The following is a 19,790-nucleotide window of genomic DNA, read 5'->3' as shown; positions in this document are numbered from 1 at the left end:
CACTCTCTCATGCCCCCTACCCACCGGTGCCACCAGCACCCACGGCCACCGCAGGGGCGCCGAGGACGTCGGAGAGCAACTGCGCGCACCACTCCAGCAGGGCCTGGTCGCGCAGCGGCTCGCCCCCGATCCGACGGGTCGTCGGCCGGGGCACGCTGACCTGGTCCAGCGCGGCCTTGTAGACCGAGTCCGGGTGGTAGCGCTTGAGCCGCATCTGCTTCGAGTCGGGCAGCGGCAGCGGCCCGAAGCGCAGGTGCTTGCCCTGCATGCTGACGTCGGTGAGGCCGTACTGGCGGGCCAGCAGCCGGAACCGCGCCACCGCGATCAGGTTCTGCACCGGCGCGGGCGGCTCGCCGTAGCGGTCGGTCATCTCGGCCGCCACCTCGCGCAGTCGCTCCTCGTCACGCGCCTCGGCGAGCTTGCGGTACATCTCCAGGCGCAGCCGTTCCACGCTCACGTAGTCGTGCGGCAGGTGCGCGTCCACCGGAAGGTCGATCTTGACGTCCGTCTCCTCCTCGGGACGCTCGCCCTTGAACGCCTGCACCGCCTCGCCGACCATCCGGACGTAGAGGTCGAACCCGACGCCCTCGATGTGCCCGGACTGTTCGCCGCCGAGCAGGTTGCCGGCGCCCCGGATCTCCAGGTCCTTCATCGCCACGTACATGCCGGCGCCCAACTCGGTGTGCTGGGCGATGGTGGCCAGCCGCTCGTGGGCGTGCTCGGTGAGCGGCTTGTCCGGCGGATAGAGGAAGTACGCGTACGCGCGCTCCCGGCCCCGGCCCACCCGACCCCGGATCTGGTGCAACTGGGCCAGGCCGAGCAGGTCGGCGCGCTCCACGATCAGCGTGTTGGCGTTCGGGATGTCGATGCCGGACTCCACGATCGTGGTGCAGACCAGGACGTCGAACTCCTTCTCCCAGAAGCCGACCATGACCTTCTCCAGGGCGTCCTCGCCCATCTGGCCGTGCGCCACCGCGACCCGGGACTCCGGCACCAGCTCGCGCAGCCGCCGGGCCGCCCGCTCGATCGACTCGACCCGGTTGTGCAGGTAGAAGACCTGTCCGTCGCGCAGCAGCTCACGGTGGATGGCGGCGGCCACCTGCCGGTCGTCCTGCGCCCCGACGGCGGTGAGCACCGGGTGCCGTTCCTCCGGCGGGGTGGCGATGGTGGACATCTCCCGGATGCCGGTGATCGCCATCTCCAGGGTGCGCGGGATCGGGGTCGCCGACATGCTCAGCACGTCGACGGCGGCCCGCATCGCCTTGAGGTGTTCCTTGTGCTCGACGCCGAACCGCTGCTCCTCGTCGACGATGACCAGCCCGAGGGACTTGAAGCGGGTGGCCGCCGCCAGCAGCCGGTGGGTGCCGATGACGATGTCGGCGGTGCCGTCGGCGACCATCGCCAGCGTCTGCTCGGCCTCCTTGGGCGTCTGGAAGCGGGAGAGCTGCCGGATCGTCACCGGGAACTGGCTCATCCGCTCGGCGAACGTGTTGTAGTGCTGCTGCACCAGCAGGGTGGTGGGCACCAGCACGGCCACCTGCTTGCCGTCCTGGACCGCCTTGAACGCCGCGCGTACCGCGATCTCGGTCTTGCCGTAGCCGACGTCGCCGCAGATCAGTCGGTCCATCGGGACGCTCTGCTCCATGTCCCGCTTGACCTCCTCGATGGCGGCGAGCTGGTCGGGCGTCTCCTGCCAGGGGAAGGCGTCCTCCAGCTCCCGCTGCCACGGGGTGTCCGGGCCGAAGGTGTGCCCCTTGGACGCCTTGCGGGCGGCGTAGAGCTGGATCAACTGGGCGGCGATCTCCCGGACCGCCTTGCGGGCCCGCGCCTTGGACTTCTGCCAGTCCGAGCCGCCCATCTTGTGCAGCGTCGGCTGCTCACCGCCGACGTACCGGCTGAGCTGGTCGAGCTGGTCGGTGGGGACGAAGAGACGGTCGCCGGGTTGGCCGCGCTTGCTGGCCGCGTACTCGATGACCAGGTACTCCCGGGACGCGCCGTTGACCGTCCGCTGCACCAGCTCCACATACCGGCCGATGCCGTGCTGTTCGTGCACGACGTGGTCGCCGGCCCGCAGCTCAAGCGGGTCGATGGTGTTGCGCCGCCGGCTCGGCATCTTGCGCATGTCCCGGGTGGAGACGCCCCGGCCGCCGGTGACGTCGCTGCCGGTGAGCAGCACGAACCGGGCCGCCTCGTCGACGAAGCCGCCGGTGAGGCTGCCGCAGGTGACCAGCACCTCGCCGGGCACCGGCGCGTCCGGGACCCGTTCGGTCATCCGGGCGCCCAGGCCGCCGTCGCGGAGTACCTCGACGGCCCGGTGGGCGGGGCCGTGGCCCTCGAAGACCAGCGCGACCGACCAGCCCGCACCGGCCCACTGCGTCAGGTCGGCCACCACCCGGTCGGTCTCGCCGTGATAGAGCGGCGCGGGCTGGGCGCTCAGGCTGACCGCGATGGCGTCGTCGGGGGTGACGTCGACCGCCTCCGGCGCGTCCTCCCACGGCTGCCGGTCCGGGGTGGCCTCCGGCTCGGCCAGCCCGAAGGGGGACAGCGTCCACCAGGGTCGGCGCAGCGTGGCGGCGGTCGCGCGGACGTCGGCCAGGGTGCGGAAGGCGGCGGCGCCGAGGTCGATCGGGGCCTGGCCGCCGACGGCCGCGGCGGCCCAGCTCGCCTGGAGGAACTCCTCCGAGGTACGCACCAGGTCGTGCGCCCGGGTGCGGATCCGCTCCGGGTCGCAGAGCAGCACGTGCGTGCCGGCGGGCATGCAGTCGAGCAGCAGTTCCATCGAGTCGTCGCCGATCAGTGCCGGGGCGAGGGACTCCATGCCCTCGACCGGTACGCCGCCGGCCAGCTTGTCCAGGATCTCGGCCAGCTCCGGGTGCTGCCCGGCCAGCTCGGCGGCCCGCTCCCGGACCGCCGGGGTGAGCAGCAGTTCCCGGCAGGGCGGTGCCCAGAGCTGCGGCACCTGGTCGATGGTGCGCTGGTCGGCTACGGCGAAGGTGCGGATCTCCTCCACCTCGTCGCCCCAGAACTCCACCCGCGACGGGTGCTCGTCGGTGGGCGGGAAGACGTCCAGGATGCCGCCGCGGACGGCGAACTCGCCCCGCTTGGTGACCAGGTCGACCCGCGCGTACGCCATGTCGGTCAACCGGCGCGCCACCTGCTCCAGGTCGGCCTCGTCCCCGGCGGACAGCCGCACCGGCTCCAGGTCGCCGAGCCCCTTGAGCTGCGGTTGCAGCATCGACCGGACCGGTGCCACGACCACCCGCAGCGGCCCGGTACGCCCGTGCGCGTCCGCCGAGTCCGGATGGGCCAGCCGACGCAGCACGGCCAGCCGCCGGCCGACCGTGTCGGAGCGCGGCGAGAGCCGCTCGTGCGGCAGCGTCTCCCAGCTCGGGAAGATCGCCACCTGCTCGGCGGGCAGCAGCCCACCCAGCGCCGCCACCAGGTCCTCCGCCTCGCGGCTGGTGGCGGTGACCGCCAGCACCGGCCGCCCGGCACCGCCGACGGCGGCGTCCCGCCCCTGGTCGGTGGCGTCCGCGGCGACGGCGGCGACCGCGAACGGGCGCAGCGCCGGTGGCGCGGTCAGGTCGAGGCCGTCGACCTGGGCCGCGCCGGAGCGCGCCAGGTCGCGCACACGGGCCAGCCCCGGGTCGGCCAGGGCGGCGGCGAACAGTCCGGTGAGCGCAGTCATGATCACTTCCGCGGGTGAGGACACGACGATCACCCCGCGTCCGTCCGGACGGGGGGTTCCACCGGTCGACACTATCTCTCCGGTCGGACGATCCACCGCCGTCCACGACGTCCGGGCTCCGGGCAGGCTCGCGGCCCGCCGGTCCGCGCGTACGGTCGGGGCCACCAGCAGGATCTTGACGACCGCCGGGCGCTGTGGTCGGCTGCCCGGCATGAACGGGGAGTTTCGCGCACAGTTCGACGCGGACGTCACCTTCGCCAACGGCGGCGGTCTGCGCACCGAGGGCTTCCGGCTGGACATCCCCGGCCGGAGCATCACCGACGAGGACCTGGCGGCGCTCTTCGTCCGGCACCTCGGGCTGCTCATGGTAGCCGAGGTACGGATCACCGGCACGACGATCGTCGAGGAGCCGCACAAGGGCGGTCGCGGCGTCGCGGCCACCGCCCCCAGCGGCGGACACCGGTTCGTCGAGCTGAGTCACGTCCTCACCGACGGGATGACCACCCTGCCCGGCTGGCCGGCGCCCCGGATCACCGAGTGGCTGACCCGGGAGGACTCCCGGAGCACCTACGCACCGGGCACCGAGTTCCAGGTCGGGCGGATCGACATGATCGCCAACACCGGGACGTACCTGGACACCCCCGCACACCGGTACGCCGACGGCAGCGACCTGACCGGCGTCGGCCTGGACCGCCTGGCCGACCTGCCCGCGCTCGTGGTGCGCCTGCCCGCCGGCACCCGTGCGGTGGACCGCCGGCTGCTGACGCCGTACGACGTCGCCGGGAAGGCCGTGCTGCTGCACACCGGCTGGGACGCGCACTTCGGCACCGACCGGTACGCCGCACCGGAAGCGCCGTACCTGACCGGTGACGGCGCTCAGTCGCTCGTCGACGCCGGTGTCGCCCTGGTCGGCATCGACTCGATCAACATCGACGACATGACCCCGGCAGCGGGCGGTACGCGTCCCGCGCACAGCATCCTGCTGGCCGCCGGTGTCCCGATCGTGGAGCATCTCACCGGGCTGGACCAGCTCCCGCCCGACGGCTTCCGATTCACCGCCGCCCCGCCGAGGATCGCCGGTATGGGTACCTTCCCCGTCCGCGCCTACGCCCGCATCGACTGAGACCGGAGAACCGTGACCTACCCGCCCCCCGGACCACCGCCCCAACCGCCCTACGGCGGGCAACCCGCCCAACCGCCGTACGGCGGACAACCCGGTCAGCCGCCCCACGGCGGTTGGCCGTCGGGTCCGCACCCGACCCCCGTGGTCAAGCGGATCCCCGAGGACCAGCCCTTCGTCGTACGTCCCAACCTGGTCAAGCGTGGTCTGGTGATCGGCGGTGTCCTGCTGGCCGCCCTCGGCCCGCTCGCCTGCTGTGCCGGATTCCTCGCCCTCGGCTCCATGAGCGCGGCGGAACGCGGCGTCGGCGGACTCGGCCTGGCGGCGGTGCTGGGCTGCCTGCTCGCCCTGGTCGCCCTGCCGGTCGGCCTCCAGCTCTGGTTGATCGGCTCCGGCGGGCCGGTGCTCGCGCTGAGCCACGAGGGGCTCTGGATCCGCAGCCGGCCCACCCGTGGTCAGGCGATCTGGCTGCCGTGGGAGGCCGTCGCGCAGATCTCCCGCCGCCGGTGGAGCCTGGAGAAGATGCTGGTGGTCAAGCCGCACAATCCGGCGACGATGCCGAACCTCGGCGGCTACACGGCGTTCGACAGCGCACCGCTGAACGTCCTGTACGGCTCCGGCCTGGTCGCCACCCTCAACTTCGCCGACAAGCCGGAGGCGGAGATCCTGGCGGCCGTCGCCCACTACAGCGCCGGTCGCTGCCAGCTCACCTGAGCCCTCCCGGGGTGGCGGTTCGGCCGCCGCCCCGGGCGAAGACCGTCAGTAGCGCACCGAGATGCGGCGGTCGACCGCGTCGACCCGGACCTCCCCGCCGTAGGGGACGATCAACTGCGGGTCGGTGTGGCCGAGATCGACGTCGAAGACCAGCACCGCGTCGGGGGCGTACTCGGCGAACGCCCGGGTCACCGCGGCCCGCTGTTCCCGGGCGTACCCGGCCTTCTCGTCGGGGGTGAGCCGGCGGTCGAAGTTCCACGCCTTGGCGCGGCCGACCAACGCGGCGGGGAACCCGGCGAGCAGGCCGCGCTCGCCGAGGCTGCGCAACATGCGGTAGACCTCGACGGCGGACGGCAACTCCTCCGAGGTCTCGACCAGCAGGACCGACCCGCGCAGCGACTCCGCCGGGGCGACCCGGTCGGCGGCGAGCAGCCAGTGCAGCACCTCCAGGTTGCCGCCCCAGGTGCGGCCGGTCACCACCGTCGGAGGCCCCTGCCAGCGCCAGCCCGCACCGGCGAACATCACCGGCTCCGCCGCCAGGCAGTCCGGGTCGTTCCAGTCGGCCGGCTCGTCGCCCCACTCCGGTGCCGGGGACAGGTCGTACCAGTCGGTGCCGAACAGCGCCGCGCGCAACGAGTCGGCGGTCATCGGGTGCAGCGCGCCGGGGCGACCGAGGTGCACCAGCACCGACCCGCCGTGGTAGCTCACCATCCCCAACCGGTGCAGGTGGTTGAGCAGGTTGGTGTTGTCCGAGTAGCCGAAGTAGGGCTTCGGGTTGGCGCGCAGCACGTCGTCGTCGAGGTGCGGGGTGACCGTGATCTGGTCGTCCCCGCCGATGGTGGCCAGCACCGCGGTGATCGTCGGGTCGGCGAAGGCGTCGGTCAGGTCCCGGGCCCGGTCACGCGGGTCGGCACCCATCACGCGGGTGGTCGGGTACTCCACCGGCTCCAGTTGGTACTCCTCGCGCAGTCGGCGCAGGCCCGACTCGTACACGTGCGGGAAGAGGCCCGGCAGCCCGGCGGAGGGCGAGACGACCGCGACCCGGTCCCCCGGGCGTGGCTTCGGTGGGTAGCGCAGGGACGGCATGGGCCGACGGTACCGCCCCGTGGACGGCGTGGCCTTGATCACCGCGGGCGGGGACGCTCAGCCCCGGATTCGCCCGCGGGATGGGCCGCCACCAGCGCCGATGTCTCTCACGACCACCCCGGTTGTAAGGAGGGGACCCCTGCTATGCAAAAGGCGATAGCAAGGGTCCCCTCCTTACAACCGGGGGTGCGCGGATACGATCGGGGAAGTCGGACAGCGCTGTCCTTCGTACCTACGTAAGGAGCGCATGGTGACCGACCAGCACGATCACGACGGCCCCGACGCCGCCCTGCGCGCCGACATCCGCCGGCTGGGCACCCTGCTCGGGCAGACCCTGGCCCGCCAGGAGGGCCGCCCCCTGCTCGACCTCGTCGAGGAGATCCGCGCCCAGGTCCGTACCGACGCCCCCGCCGCCGCCCGGCGGTTGGGCGGGCTCGACGTGACCACCGGCACCAAACTGGCCCGCGCCTTCTCCACCTACTTCCACCTGGCCAACATCACCGAGCAGGTGCACCGGGCCCGGGACCTGCGGCGTCGCCGCGCCGTACAGGGCGGCTGGCTGGACCAGGCGGCCAAGATGATCGCCGAGCGCGGGGTACCGGCCGAGGAGATCGCCTCGGTGGCCCGCCGCCTGGCGGTACGACCCGTCTTCACCGCCCACCCGACCGAGGCGGCCCGCCGCTCGATCCTGTCCAAGCTGCGCGCCATCGCCGACGAGTTGGACACCGAGACGGCCAACGCGATCCTCTACGGGGCCAGTGACGAGGGCCCGGCCAACCGTCGGCTGGCCGAGCTGCTCGACCTGATGTGGCAGACCGACGAGCTGCGGCTGGATCGGCCGGACCCGACCGACGAGGCACGCAACGCCATCTACTACCTGCGCGACCTGTACGCCGAGGCGGCCCCGCAGGTGCTCGACGACCTCGCCGAGACGCTGCGCACACTCGGCGTGGAGACCTCACCGACCGCCCGCCCGCTGACCTTCGGCACCTGGATCGGCGGCGACCGCGACGGCAACCCCTTCGTCACCCCGACGGTGACCCGTGAGGTGCTGGCCATCCAGCACGAGCACGGGCTGACCGCCACCGAGGCGGCGATGGAGGAGCTGATCAACGAGGTCTCCGTCTCCCGTCGGCTGCGTAACGTGTCGCTGGACCTCTCCGCCAGCCTCGCCGCCGACCTGGACGCGCTGCCCGAGGTGGCACCCCGGTTCCGCCGGGTCAACGCCGAGGAGCCGTACCGGCTCAAGGCCCGCTGCGTCCGCGCCAAGCTGGCCAACACGCGGGCCCGGCTGCGCCAGGGCACGCCGCACGTGCCGGGCCGGGACTACCGGGGCTCCGCCGAGCTGATCTCCGACCTGGAGCTGCTGCGCGCCTCGCTGGCCCGAAACTCCGGGCAGCTCACCGCCGTCGGCCGCCTCGCCTCGACCATCCGCACCGTCTCCGCGTTCGGCCTGCACCTGGCCACCATGGACGTCCGGGAGCACGCCGAGAAGCACCACGAGGTGCTGATCCAGCTCTACCGTGCGGTCGGCGAGGTCGAGGACTACCCGGCGCTGACCCGGCTGGAGCGCACCAAGCTGCTCGCCGACGAGTTGACCGGTCGTCGGCCGCTCTCCGCCGCCGACACCCCGTTGACCGAGTCGGCGCGCAAGACGTTCGACGTGTTCAGCGCCATCCGCGAGGCGCAGGACCGGTTCGGCACCGAGGTGATCGAGTCGTACATCATCTCGATGACCCTCGGCGTGGACGACGTGCTCGCCGCGGTGGTGCTCGCCCGCGAGGCCGGTCTGGTCGACGTGCACAGCGGTCGGGCACGGGTCGGGTTCGTGCCGTTGCTGGAGACGCCGGCCGAGCTGAACGCCGGTGGCGAACTCCTCGACGAACTGCTGTCGCTGCCCGCGTACCGGGCGCTGGTGGCCGCTCGGGGCGACGTGCAGGAGGTGATGCTGGGCTACTCCGACTCCAACAAGGAGGCCGGCATCACCACCAGCCAGTGGTCCATCCACCGGGCCCAGCGGGCGCTGCGGGACGTGGCCGCCCGGCACGGGGTGCACCTGCGGCTGTTCCACGGCCGGGGCGGCACGGTGGGTCGCGGCGGCGGGCCGACGCACGACGCGATCCTGGCGCAGCCGTACGGCACGCTCGACGGCGCGATCAAGGTGACCGAGCAGGGTGAGGTCATCTCCGACAAGTACACGCTGCCCGCGCTGGCCCGGGAGAACCTGGAGCTGACCGTGGCCGCGGTGCTCCAGGCGACCCTGCTGCACACCGCGCCCCGGCAGCCGGCCGAGATGCTGGAGCGCTGGGACGCGGCGATGGACGTGGTGTCCGAGTCGGCGTACCGGTCGTACCGGTCGCTGGTGGAGAACCCGGACCTGCCGGAGTACTTCTGGGCCTCCACCCCGACCGAGCTGCTCGGCGCGTTGAACATCGGCTCGCGGCCGGCGAAGCGCCCGAACACCGGCGCGGGCCTGGGCGGGCTGCGGGCCATCCCGTGGGTGTTCGGCTGGACCCAGACGCGGCAGATCGTGCCCGGCTGGTTCGGCGTGGGGTCCGGCCTGGCCGCCGCCCGCGAGGCCGGGTTGGCCGACGTGCTGTCCGAGATGAACCGCAACTGGCACTTCTTCCGCACGTTCCTGTCGAACGTGGAGATGATGCTGACCAAGACGGACCTCGGCATCGCCCGTCGGTACGTGGAGACCCTCGTGCCGAAGAAGCTGCACCCGATCTTCGCCACGATCGAGGAGGAGTACGAGTTGACCCGGCGGGAGGTGCTGGCGGTCACCGACTCGCCGGACCTGCTGGAGAACTCCCCCGTGCTGCAACGCACCCTGGCGGTACGCGACACCTACCTGGAACCGTTGCACCACCTCCAGGTGGCGCTGCTGCGGCAGTACCGCGACTCCGGTGCCGCCGGGCGGGCGGTGGCCACCGCACCGGGCGGCCGACGGGCCCCGAGCGACGGCACGGCTCTGGAGCGCGCGCTGCTCACCACCGTCAACGGCATCGCCGCCGGGATGCGCAACACCGGCTGACCGCCGAGACGTAAAGCCGAGATGTAAGGAAGGGTCCCCTCCTATACGCCAGGCGTTAGGAGGGGACCCTTCCTTACATCTGCGGGCGCTGCCGCGACGTCAGAACGCGACGTCAGAAGTCGCCGCCGCCGAAATCACCACCACCGAAGTCTCCGCCACCGAAATCACCGCCACCGAAATCACCACCGCCGTAGTCGCCGCCACCGAGATCGTCGCCGCCGCCGAAGTCGCCGCCCTGGTCGTCCAGGCCCGCCGCCGCACCGGCGTCGTAGCCGGGGTCACCGAACGAGGGCGAGAAGAGCGCGTCGGCGATCAGCATGCCGCCGAGCACGCCGACCCCGGCGCCCAGCGCCGTCTTCCACCAGGGGGTGGAGTACCAGCCGGCCGGCACCGGCCGCCCCTGCATCCGCCCGCCCGGGTAGTAGTACGGAGTGTCCCGGCCCGGCTGCGGACCGGCCCTGAACGTCTGGCCCTGCACCTGCACCTGGCGTGGCACGGTCAGCTCGCCGGCACCGCTGGCGGCGGCCAGCGCCGGCAGGGGTGGCCCGGGGTCGATGCCGAGCGCCGTCCGGGCCGCCCGGATGTAGGTCAGCCCCTCCACCGCGGTCTCCCGGGCCAGCCGGTACTGCGTGATGCTCCGGGCCTGCTCCAACTGCGAACCGGCCGCGTGGTACCGCTCGGCGGCGTCGGCCAGCGCCTGACGGACCGCCGGATCGTCGCCACTGAGCGTCATCACCTGCCCACCGAGACGTTCGTACCAACGTCGGGCGTCGGCCTGGACATCAGCGAGGCTCCGGGCGTCGCGCGCGGCGCGCTCCCGCCGCCACCAGACGAACGCGCCGACGAGACCTGCGAAGAGGAGTACGACCAGCAGAAGTTCCACCTCTCAAACGTACCCACCGTCTGCCAGCTACCCACCTCCCGACGAGGTGGGGCGCGGCACGCGGTGCCGGTCGAGGCGCGAAGCGCTCATCTTTGGCAAGCTCGTCAGGATGGAGCTCTCGACTCTGGCGGTCGTCGTCGTGTGTCTCGGTGCCGGCGGTGCGGTGGGCTGGTTCGCCGCGCGGGCCCGTTCGGCGACCGAGATCGCCCGGCTGGACGCCACCCTGCGCGCCACCCGGGAGGGTGAGGGTCGGCTGGAGCAGTCGATGCGGGCGTTGAGCTACGAGGCGACGGCCCAGTCCCAGGAGGCGGTGGCCCGGGCGGTGGCGCCGCTGCACGACACGTTGCGCCGCTACGAGCAGCGGGTGGCCGAGTTGGAGCGGGACCGCGTCGACGCGTACGCGGAGCTGCGCGAACAGGTGCGGTCGATGAGCATGGTCTCGGGTGAGCTGCGGACCGAGACCAAGCAGTTGGTGGCGGCGTTGCGCGCTCCGCAGGTACGCGGCCGGTGGGGCGAGCACCAGTTGCGGCGGATCGTGGAGGCCGCCGGGATGCTGGAGCACTGCGACTTCTCCGAGCAGGTCACCGCCGCCACCGATCAGCAGACGGTCCGCCCCGACCTGGTGGTCCGGTTGCACGGGGGCCGGAGTGTGGTGGTGGACGCGAAGGCGCCGTTCGACGCGTACCTGACCGCGATGGAGGCGCGCGACGAGCGGGGGCGGGACACCCACCTCGACCTGCACGCCAAGCACCTGCGGGGGCACGTGGACGCGTTGGCCGCCAAGTCGTACTGGGCGGCCTTCGAGTCCAGCCCGGAGTTCGTGGTCCTCTTCGTACCGGCCGATCCGTTCCTGGACGTGGCGTTGCAGCGCGACCCCACGCTCCTGGAGCACGCGTTCACTCGCAACGTCGTGCTGGCCACGCCCGCCACCCTGGTCGCGCTGCTGCGTACGGTGGCCTGGTCGTGGCGGCAGGAGCAGCTCGCCCGTAACGCCCTGGCGGTGCACACGCTGGCCCGGGAACTGTACGGACGGTTGTCCACGCTCGGCGACCACGTCGGGAAGCTCGGCGCGTCGCTCGGCGGCGCGGTGACCGCGTACAACCGGGCGGTGGGTTCGTTGGAGGCGCGGGTGCTGGTCAGCGCGCGCAAGCTGGCCGAACTGGGCGTCTCCGACCAGGAGCTGGCGGTGCCGAACCAGGTCGAGATCGCGCCCCGCCAACCGCAGGCGCCGGAACTGGTCGATGGTGTTTCCACAACGGATGGTCGAATTCGGCCGGACTAATCAGACCCTTACCACCTTCGATGTGACATTGCGCGTCTCACGTATCACGAGATGGTCACAACGTACCTGTCGGTAGTGACATCGATGGTCGGCACCACGAAGGATTCGCCTCACGCGTGCCCTGCATCTGAGGGCGCCCTGTTCTCTGGAGGAAAGAGAACGTGAGTAAACCCCGAATCCTGAGCCGGCGTACCTCTGCCGCGCTCTTCGCCTCGGTCATGGCGGCGGGCGCCGTGACCGTGGTGGGCGGTACCGCCACCGCGAGCGCCGCCCCTGCCGGTCCCGACGCCGCGCAGGCCACCCCCGCCGAGGCGCTCGGCGAGCACGACGCCAAGCTGCTCTCCGAGGCAGAGGCGAAGAAGGCCCCCACCGTCACGATGATCGTCGCCACCGAGAAGGGCAAGGCGAAGGACGTCGCGGACGACCTCAAGGAGCTCGGCGCTGCGGTGACCGAGCGCTACGACACCATCGGGTACGTGCTGGCGAAGGTGCCGACCGGCAAGGCGGTCAAGGCCGCCACGCTGCCCGGCGTCGCCGCGGTCGACCTGGACGAGAAGATCCAGCTTCCCGACCCGAAGCCGGAGGTCGTCCAGGGCGCCAAGAAGGCCGAGAAGCAGGGCTCCACGCTCAGCGGCCCCGGCGCCAAGACGCCCGCCGACAACCCCTACATGCCGACCGGCGAGATCGGTGCGGTCAAGTTCGTCAAGCAGAACCCCAAGTGGGATGGGCGTGGCGTCACCATCGGCGTGATGGACTCCGGTGTGGACCTGGAGCACCCGGCGCTGCAGAAGACCACCACCGGTGAGCGCAAGATCGTCGACTGGGTCACCGCCACCGACCCGTTCGAGGACCCCACCTGGCGACCGATGATCACGCAGGTCACCGGACCGACGTTCACCGTCGCGGGCCGCACCTGGACCGCGCCGGCCGGCACCTACCGGTTCAACCTGTTCAGCGAGAGCATCACCGCCAACAGCGAGCCGGCCGGTGACGTCAACCGCGACGGGGACACCACCGACCAGTTCGGCGTCCTCTTCGACCCGGTGACCAACAACATCTGGGTGGACACCGACCAGGACGGCGACTTCACCGACGAGGCCCTGATGCGGCCGTACAAGGAGAAGTTCGACGTCAACTACTTCGGCACCGACAACCCGGCGACTCCGATCACCGAGCGGATGTCGTTCGTGGTCGAGTACCGCAAGAACGTCGACACCACCCCGCTCGGCGGCCCCGGCCTGGTGGACTACGTCAACATCGGCATCATCGAGGGCGCGCACGGCACGCACGTCGCCGGCATCACCGCCGCGAACAGCATGCTGGGCAACAGCGCGTTCAACGGTGCCGCCCCCGGCGCCAAGATCGTCTCCTCGCGCGCCTGCTCCTGGGGCGGCGGCTGCACGTACGCGGCGCTCACCACCGGCATGGCCGACCTGGTGATCAACCGTGGCGTCGACGTCATCAACATGTCGATCGGCGGCCTGCCGGCGCTCAACGACGGCAACAACGCCCGCGCCGTCCTCTACAACAACCTGATCACCACCTACGGTGTCCAGATGTTCATCTCCGCCGGCAACTCCGGCCCGGGTGTGAACACCATCGGCGACCCGTCCGCCTCCACCAACGTGGTCAGCGTGGCGGCCAGCGTCAGCAAGGACACCTGGCTGGCCAACTACGGCTCGGTGGTCAAGCAGAAGAACGCGCTGTTCAACTTCTCCTCGCGCGGCCCGCGTGAGGACGGTGGCGCCAAGCCGAACATCTCCGCCCCGGGTTCGGCCATCTCCACCACCCCGGTCTGGCAGGCCGGTAGCCCGGTCGCCGAGGCCGGCTACGCGCTTCCCTCGGGCTACGGCATGTTCAACGGTACGTCGATGGCCTCCCCGCAGGCCGCCGGTGGTGCCGCGCTGCTGCTCTCGGCCGCCAAGGCCACCGACCAGGGCGTGACCCCGGCCGCGCTGCGCCGGGCGATCTACAGCTCGGCCAAGCCGATCGCGGACACCCCCACCTTCGGGCAGGGCTACGGCATGTTCGACGTGCCGGGCGCGTGGAAGCTGCTGCGCAAGAGCAGCGAGCCGAACGACTACACCGCCGAGGCTCCGGTCTGCACCGTGCTCGCCGGCCAGCTCGCCACGCCGAACAGCGGCACCGGCGTGTACAACCGGTGTGACTCCGCCAACGGCGGGCACAAGGTCAACCAGTCGAAGTCGTACCAGGTCAAGCTGACCCGGACCAGCGGCCCGACCGGCAACGTGAAGCACAACATCGGGCTGCGCGGCAACGACGGCACCTTCTCGGCGCCGAAGAACGTCACGCTGCCGCTGAACCAGACCGTCACCATCACGGTCACCGCGAAGCCGAAGACCGCCGGGGCGCACGGCACGATCGTCACGGTCGACGACCCGCGCACCAACACGATCGACTTCGAGTTCTCCGCCGTCGTCATCGCCTCGAACGACGTCAGCAAGCCCGCCTTCGCCTACTCGGCGCGGGGCACCGTGGAGCGCAACAACACCACGTCGTACTTCGTGACGGTGCCGCCGGGCGCCGGTGCGCTGCAGGTGAACCTCTCCGGCATCGCCACCGGGTCGCAGACCCGCTTCATCGCCATCAACCCGTACGGCGTCCCGGTGGAGAGCACCTCCAGCCTGGCCTGCTACACCAACTTCGTCAGCACGGTCGTCTGCAACGCGTTCGAGCGTGACTACCAGAACCCGCTGCCGGGTGTCTGGGAGATCGAGGTGGAGTCGCGGCGGACCTCGCCGGCGCTGAACAACCCGTACCAGCTCCAGGCGCGGGTGCAGGGCGTCGCGGTCGAGCCGGCCGTGGTCGAGCTGCCGGCGGTCACCGCCGGTGTCCCGACCCCGGTGACCTGGTCGCTGAAGAACACCTTCGGCCCGGTCTCGGTGACCGGTCAGGGTGGCCCGCTGTCCAGCGTGCACGCCGAGCGGCCGACCATCGTCGAGCTGGCCGAGCAGGAGTTCACCGTCGAGGTGCCGGCGGGCGTCACCAGCTTCACCGCCCGCATCGGCAACCCGTCGAACGCCAGTGCCGACCTGGACCTGTTCGTCTACCGGGGCAGCACGCTGGTGGGGTACAACGCCGACGGTGACTCGGAGGAGTTCGTGACCCTCACCAACCCGGTGGCGGGCACCTACCGGGTCGTCGTGGAGGCGTACTCGGTGGACGGCGCCGGTGGCAGCACCGAGTACGACTACCGGGACTCGTTCTCGTCCCCGTCGCTCGGCACGCTGACCGCGTCGGGCGGCACGCTCACCCTGGCCAACGGCGCCACCGGCAGCCTCTCGGGCTCGGTGACCGCCCAGTCCGCCCCGTCCGCGGGTCGGGCGCTCTACGGTGAGCTGACCGTGGTGACCACCGAAGGCGCGATCGTCGGCCGCGGCGCGGTCTCCGTCGGCGCGGTGAACTGACACCACGCACCACCAGGAAGCCCGTCTCCGGCCCGTCCGGAGGCGGGCTTCCGCCTTCTCCGCTGCCCACTCCACCACCGCCGCCTGCCCGCCGATCATGGACTGTGGTCAGACCAGCCCAGCGCGACCAGCGTCAGCACCAGGACGACGACGAGCGCCGCCCAGGTCGCGCGGAGGTTCGTGTCGAAGGCGATGTCCAGGTCCGGTGGCCCGGGGCGGAACACTGCCGCCCGCCGGAAGGGTCGGCGGGCGTCGTGCGGTCCGCGTCGACGACCGGCGCGACGAACGCCAGCGGCACCGACCGGGCACCCCCTCGCCGATCATGGACTTGCGGCGAGGGCAGAAGGCTCAAATCACACCTAAACCCTCACCACAAGTCCATGATCGACGGGGGCTGCCGGGCGCGCCCCGGGGACACGTACCGCAACGCGGGTGGGGATGGGTCAGGCGCGTTTGGCGGTGGCGACCTGGAAGGGGGTGCCCTGCTGGCAGGTGGTCATCAGGGTCGGGTTGGGGCGGCCGGTCACGGTCACCGCGCCTCCGGCGGTGAGTACGTCCCGTGGCCCGCCCAACAGCAGGTAGCCGTCGAGCAGCAGGCAACCGGGCTCCACGCCGGCCTCGACCCGGCCGGTGAGCGTCATCTCGCCCGTGGTCGGGGGCGGGGTCGGCACGCCCCGGGTCTTGCCGGGCGGCGGCGGACTGGCCGGAGCGGTCGGGTCCACGGGGTCGGAGGGCGGGGGTACGGGGCCGGTCGGATCCGGGGTCGGCAGCTCGGTCACGGGTGACGCTCCCGTCGGAGTCGGGGCGGTGGGGCCGTTCCCGGCGTCCTGACCACCGCAGGCGACGAGCGCCGTACAGACGATCAACGCGGTGACGGCGATCCGAATGGTCCTCATGCCGGTCTGACGTGTCCGGACGGTCAGCCGTTCCATCGGGGCGGGCCGACGGATCAACTCTGCGCCGCCGCGGCGGCCTTCATGTCGCGCTTGAGCTCCTGTGGCAGCGAGAAGGTGAGGCGCTCGTTGGCGGTCACCACCTCCTCGACGTCGCCGAAGCCGCGCTCGGCCAGGTGCGCCAGCACCTGCTGGACCAACTCCTCCGGCACGCTCGCGCCGGAGGTGAGGCCCACCGTCCGGGCGTCGGCCAGCCAGGCGTCGTCGATCTCGTGGGCGAAGTCGACCAGGTGCCCGGCGCGGGCACCGGCGTCCAGGGCCACCTCGACCAGCCGTACGGAGTTGGAGGAGTTGCGGGAGCCGACCACGATCACCACGTCGCACTCGGCCGCGATCTCCTTGACCACGTGCTGCCGGTTGCTGGTGGCGTAGCAGATGTCGTCGCTGGGCGGCGACTGGAGCAGCGGCAGCCGCTTCTTGAGCCGGGCCACGGTCTCCAGGGTCTCGTCGACCGAGAGCGTGGTCTGCGACAGCCAGACGACCTTGCTCGGGTCGCGCACGGTGACCCGGTCGGCGTCCTCGGGGCCGTCCACCAACTGGATGTGCTCGGGGGCCTCGCCGGAGGTGCCGATGACCTCCTCGTGCCCCTCGTGGCCGATGAGCAGGATGTCGTAGTCCTCGGCGGCGAACCGCTTGGCCTCCTGGTGCACCTTGGTCACCAGCGGGCAGGTCGCGTCGATCGCCTTGAGCGACCGCTCCTTCGCCTGCTCGTAGACCTCGGGGGCCACGCCGTGCGCCGAGAAGATGACGGTGGCTCCCTCGGGAACCTCCTCGTTCTCCTCGACGAAGATCGCGCCCTGCGCCTCCAGCGTCCGCACCACGTGCTTGTTGTGCACGATCTCCTTGCGGACGTAGATCGGGGCACCGTAGAGCTTGAGCGCCTCCTCGACGGTCTGCACCGCCCGGTCGACGCCCGCGCAGTAACCACGGGGCTTCGCCAGCAGCACGCGCTTACCGGTCCCGGAAGTCCTCTCGCTCACAGTCACGTCCCCCATCGTACGTGCCGCCCGCGTCCCCGGCACCGCGCGCGCCCCGGCCACCGACCCCGTCGGCCGCCGCCCCGGCCATGATCAGCGGAGCGGTCGGTGGGTGGGCTTAGGGTGGGCGGGTGAGTACGGGTGGGGGGACGGCGACCGGGAACGGGACGACCGCCGGCACGGCGGCCAGCACGGCAGAGGAGCCGTGGCCGGTGCGGGTGGTCAGCCAGAAGATCGGCGCCTGGGTGGCACGCCTGGGTTGGGTCTGGGTGGACGGGCAGGTGGCGCAGATCAGCCGCCGCCCCGGCGCCGGCACGGTGTTCCTCACGCTGCGTGACCCGTCGGCCGACCTGAGCCTGACCGTCACCACCAACCGGGACGTGCTCGACTCCGGCGCGCCGGAGTTGCGCGAGGGTGCCCGCGTCGTGCTGCACGCCAAGCCGGAGTTCTACGCCGCCCGGGGCACGCTCAGCCTGCGGGCCGACGAGATCCGGCAGGTCGGACTCGGCGAGCTGCTGGCGCGGTTGGAGAAGCTCAAGAAGCTCCTCGCCGCCGAAGGGCTGTTCGACCGGGCCCGCAAGCGTCGGCCGCCGTTCCTGCCGCAACGGATCGGGCTGGTCACCGGCCGGGCCAGCGCCGCCGAGCGGGACGTGCTGACCAATGCCCGTCGCCGCTGGCCGGCGGTGGAGTTCCGGACGGTGAACGTGGCCGTCCAGGGTGCCGGGGCCGTGCCGCAGATCGTCGACGCGCTCAAGGTGCTGGACGGCGACCCGAGCATCGACGTGATCATCCTGGCCCGGGGCGGTGGCGGCATCGAGGACCTGCTGCCCTTCTCCGACGAGGCCCTGTGCCGGGCGGTGTTCGCCTGCCGTACGCCGGTGGTCAGCGCGATCGGCCACGAGACGGACGCGCCGCTGGTCGACTACGTGGCCGACGTCCGCGCGTCGACCCCCACCGACGCGGCCAAGCGGGTGGTGCCGGACCTGGCCGAGGAGGTCCGCCTGATCGGCCAGGCCCGGCACCGGTTGCGGCGCGCGGTGCACCACCTGGTCGACCGCGAGTCGCACCGGATCGAGTCGCTGCGGTCCCGACCGGCGCTGGCCCGCCCGCAGGTGATGGTGGAGCAGCGGGCCGGTGACCTGGCCGCCCTGCGGCAACGGGCCACGCGCTGCCTGGACCACCGCATCGCCGCCGCCGACGACGACCTGCGGCACACCCTTGCCCGGCTGCGCGCGCTCTCCCCGGCCGCCACCCTGGACCGGGGGTACGCCATCGTGCAGCGCGCCGACGGCCAGGTGGTGCGCGCCGCCGGCGACGTGGCGTCCGGCGACCCGCTGCGGGTACGCGTCGCCGACGGCGAGCTGTCCGCCACCGTGAACCCCTGACCTGTCGGCCCTCTGCTGGAGAAGGAAGCGATGACTGACGAGAAGACCGACGGGTCGGACGAGCGGCTCAGTTACGAACAGGCCCGCGCCGAGCTGGCGTCGGTGGTGGAGCGGCTGGAGGCCGGCGGGACGTCGCTGGAGGAGTCGCTGGCCCTGTGGGAGCGCGGCGAGGCGCTGGCGGTGATCTGCCAGCGTCGGCTCGACGGCGCGCGGGCCCGGATCGACGCCGCCCGCCAGGAGTCGACGGGCTGACCCCGGTGTCCGTCAGCGACGCCGGGCGGTCAGGGTCCGGCTCCCGCCCCGGACACGACGCGGCGGGAGCCGACAGGCTCCCGCCGCGTCTCGTCGCTGCCCCGAGATGGGCCGCTTACTTGAACAGGTTGTACAACTCCGGCGGCGCCTCGACGACCTGGTCGGCCGGAGGCTGCTGCGCGGCGGTCGCGTTGCCGTAGTCGCTGTACGTCATCTTGATCTCCTGGCCGGCGGCCGCCCCCGTCGGCGGCATCCGCAGCACCATCTCGGTGAGTCGGCCCTGCGCGTCGGTGGTGGCGGTGAAGGGCACCGCGTTTGCCTCCGGGCCGAGCGCGGTGATCACGCCCTGGTCCAGCGACCCGGCCTCGGCGGCCCTGGAGACGTCGATGGTGCCGGAGAAGTTTCCGTCGCCGGTGCGCTGCACCTCGGTGACCGCCTGGGTGAGCGCGGCGCTCCCGGCCGGGTCGACCTTGTCGAAGTCGAAGCCGAGGTTGCGGTTGCCCTGGATCCGACTCTGGTCGAGGTGCTGGAACTTGCCGAGGTTCAGCCGGTCGAGGCCGGGCACGCTGGACGCCGCGGCGCCCTTGAGATCCACCTTGACCCAACTGTCCGGCTTGGCGTGGATCAGGTCGAGGCTGATCGCCAGGTCGTCGGTCGGCTCGCCGAGGCGTACCCGGATCTCGGCGCTCTGACTCGGCTGGTGCACCTGCCCCTCGGCGATCGATCCGACGCCGGACATGGTGAACCGGAAGTTACCGTTGCTGATCTCCTTGGTCGAATCCAGCAGCGCCTGCTTGGCCTCGGAGTCGGCGGCGGGCGCGCCGGAGCCGGTGGCGGACGGTGTCGCGGTGGTGGCGGGTGCGGTGTCACCGGAGGTCGTGCAGGCGGCGACGCCAGGCGTGAGCAGGGCGGCGGCCATGAGACCGGCGCTCAGTCTGCGAATGGTCATCGGTGTCTCCCAGCGGGTCACCCGACGCTTGCCGCG

14 protein-coding genes are annotated in these 19,790 nt (G+C 71.9%); 7 read left to right on the top strand and 7 right to left on the bottom strand.

What is annotated here, in order from left to right:
• Positions 1-16: 16 nt before the first annotated feature.
• Positions 17-3,688 (bottom strand): transcription-repair coupling factor, encoded by a 3,672-nt coding sequence (mfd, locus tag ACQVFL_RS04385; protein ID WP_431728739.1) that lies wholly within the window; start codon positions 3,686-3,688, stop codon positions 17-19.
• A gap of 211 nt (positions 3,689-3,899) precedes the next feature.
• On the opposite strand from mfd, the gene ACQVFL_RS04380 reads away from it, so the two are divergent.
• Together ACQVFL_RS04380 and ACQVFL_RS04375 are read left to right on the top strand one after the other, a co-directional pair.
• Positions 3,900-4,811 (top strand): cyclase family protein, encoded by a 912-nt coding sequence (locus ACQVFL_RS04380; protein ID WP_396692600.1) that lies wholly within the window; start codon positions 3,900-3,902, stop codon positions 4,809-4,811.
• Positions 4,812-4,952: 141 nt separating this feature from the next.
• Positions 4,953-5,522 carry a hypothetical protein gene (locus tag ACQVFL_RS04375; protein WP_396692598.1) on the top strand — a complete coding sequence of 190 codons (570 nt, stop codon included), beginning with the start codon at positions 4,953-4,955 and terminating at the stop codon, positions 5,520-5,522.
• Between the two features lie 45 nt (positions 5,523-5,567).
• On the opposite strand, the gene ACQVFL_RS04370 is transcribed toward ACQVFL_RS04375, so the two are convergent.
• Positions 5,568-6,608 carry a S66 family peptidase gene (locus ACQVFL_RS04370; protein ID WP_431728738.1) on the bottom strand — a complete coding sequence of 347 codons (1,041 nt, stop codon included), beginning with the start codon at positions 6,606-6,608 and terminating at the stop codon, positions 5,568-5,570.
• Positions 6,609-6,858: 250 nt separating this feature from the next.
• On the opposite strand from ACQVFL_RS04370, the gene ppc reads away from it, so the two are divergent.
• Positions 6,859-9,645, top strand: a complete 2,787-nt coding sequence (gene ppc, locus ACQVFL_RS04365) for a phosphoenolpyruvate carboxylase (RefSeq protein WP_396692594.1) — start codon at positions 6,859-6,861, stop codon at positions 9,643-9,645.
• 112 nt (positions 9,646-9,757) lie between these two features.
• Here the strand turns inward: ppc and ACQVFL_RS04360 are convergent, their stop codons facing one another.
• Positions 9,758-10,528, bottom strand: coding sequence for a hypothetical protein (locus ACQVFL_RS04360; protein ID WP_431728737.1), 771 nt, complete (start codon positions 10,526-10,528; stop codon positions 9,758-9,760).
• A 109-nt stretch (positions 10,529-10,637) separates the two neighbouring features.
• Between ACQVFL_RS04360 and ACQVFL_RS04355 the strand changes: the two genes are divergently transcribed.
• Together ACQVFL_RS04355 and ACQVFL_RS04350 are read left to right on the top strand one after the other, a co-directional pair.
• Positions 10,638-11,810: a DNA recombination protein RmuC gene (locus ACQVFL_RS04355; protein WP_431728736.1), complete on the top strand. Its 1,173-nt coding sequence runs from the start codon at positions 10,638-10,640 to the stop codon at positions 11,808-11,810.
• 161 nt (positions 11,811-11,971) lie between these two features.
• Positions 11,972-15,238: a S8 family serine peptidase gene (locus ACQVFL_RS04350; protein WP_396692590.1), complete on the top strand. Its 3,267-nt coding sequence runs from the start codon at positions 11,972-11,974 to the stop codon at positions 15,236-15,238.
• A gap of 95 nt (positions 15,239-15,333) precedes the next feature.
• Here ACQVFL_RS04350 and ACQVFL_RS04345 read toward each other — a convergent pair whose 3' ends face one another.
• The 3 genes from ACQVFL_RS04345 to ACQVFL_RS04335 form a co-directional block, all read right to left on the bottom strand.
• Complete coding sequence (locus tag ACQVFL_RS04345; RefSeq protein WP_396692588.1) at positions 15,334-15,462, bottom strand: hypothetical protein; 129 nt, start codon at positions 15,460-15,462, stop codon at positions 15,334-15,336.
• 219 nt (positions 15,463-15,681) lie between these two features.
• Positions 15,682-16,134: a hypothetical protein gene (locus tag ACQVFL_RS04340; RefSeq protein WP_396692586.1), complete on the bottom strand. Its 453-nt coding sequence runs from the start codon at positions 16,132-16,134 to the stop codon at positions 15,682-15,684.
• A 53-nt stretch (positions 16,135-16,187) separates the two neighbouring features.
• The gene (locus ACQVFL_RS04335) at positions 16,188-17,171 is read right to left on the bottom strand and encodes a 4-hydroxy-3-methylbut-2-enyl diphosphate reductase (RefSeq protein ID WP_431729768.1); all 984 of its coding nucleotides are present in this window, start codon (positions 17,169-17,171) and stop codon (positions 16,188-16,190) included.
• A 128-nt stretch (positions 17,172-17,299) separates the two neighbouring features.
• Between ACQVFL_RS04335 and xseA the strand changes: the two genes are divergently transcribed.
• Both xseA and ACQVFL_RS04325 read left to right on the top strand, forming a co-directional pair.
• Positions 17,300-18,553, top strand: coding sequence for an exodeoxyribonuclease VII large subunit (gene xseA, locus ACQVFL_RS04330; protein WP_396692583.1), 1,254 nt, complete (start codon positions 17,300-17,302; stop codon positions 18,551-18,553).
• A gap of 30 nt (positions 18,554-18,583) precedes the next feature.
• Positions 18,584-18,805, top strand: a complete 222-nt coding sequence (locus ACQVFL_RS04325) for an exodeoxyribonuclease VII small subunit (RefSeq protein ID WP_396692582.1) — start codon at positions 18,584-18,586, stop codon at positions 18,803-18,805.
• Between the two features lie 115 nt (positions 18,806-18,920).
• On the opposite strand, the gene ACQVFL_RS04320 is transcribed toward ACQVFL_RS04325, so the two are convergent.
• Complete coding sequence (locus tag ACQVFL_RS04320; protein ID WP_396692581.1) at positions 18,921-19,754, bottom strand: hypothetical protein; 834 nt, start codon at positions 19,752-19,754, stop codon at positions 18,921-18,923.
• Between the last annotated feature and the right edge of the window lie 36 nt (positions 19,755-19,790).

Origin of the sequence: Verrucosispora sp. TAA-831, assembly GCF_050780145.1 — a bacterium.
GTDB lineage: Bacteria > Actinomycetota > Actinomycetes > Mycobacteriales > Micromonosporaceae > Micromonospora.
Note: the sequence above shows the minus strand (reverse complement) of the source record. Positions and strands in the feature narration are given on the sequence as shown.